We start from the raw sequence: 577 nt of genomic DNA on the forward strand, positions 1-577 counted from the left end.
TATGAATAATCCTTTAATTTCTATTATTATACCAATATACAATGTAACACCATACCTAAAAGAATGTCTAGATAGTGTTGTCAATCAAAGCTATAAACATTTAGATATTGTTTTAGTAGATGATGGAAGTAATGATGAAAGCTTAAATATAGCTTTAGAATATCTCAATAAAGACGAAAGAATATTTTTAATCTCTAAGGAAAATGGAGGATTAAGTTCGGCAAGAAATATGGGCTTAGAATTTATAAAAGGAACTAAGCTTAGAAGCTTTTTTGAAGATGAGAAAGAACAAGATATAATCTCTTTTACCTCGACTCATACTTTTGATAAAAATACAAAAAAAATTAATAAAGAAATTATAAAATCAAATTTTATACAAATTCAAAAAAGATACATAAAAACAAATATAGAAAATATAAATGATTTATTAGTGCAAGAGTTGCCAAATTCTATAATTCACTTTTTAGATTCTGATGATTATTTTTTAAATGATTGTATAGAGCTTTGCGTGAAAGAAATGATTGAAAAAGATTTGGATATTTGTGCGCATGGATTTGAAGAATATCATGAAGAAAAT

1 protein-coding gene is annotated in these 577 nt (G+C 24.6%); it reads left to right on the forward strand.

The genetic code is table 11. The features are described from left to right. Position 1: 1 nt before the first annotated feature. A partial coding sequence (locus CAMP5082_RS08275) for a glycosyltransferase family 2 protein (protein WP_337206437.1) occupies positions 2–577 on the forward strand: 576 nt, incomplete at its 3' end.

Source organism: Campylobacter sp. LMG 17559, from assembly GCF_024723605.1.
In the GTDB taxonomy this organism is placed as follows: Bacteria; Campylobacterota; Campylobacteria; order Campylobacterales; family Campylobacteraceae; genus Campylobacter_D.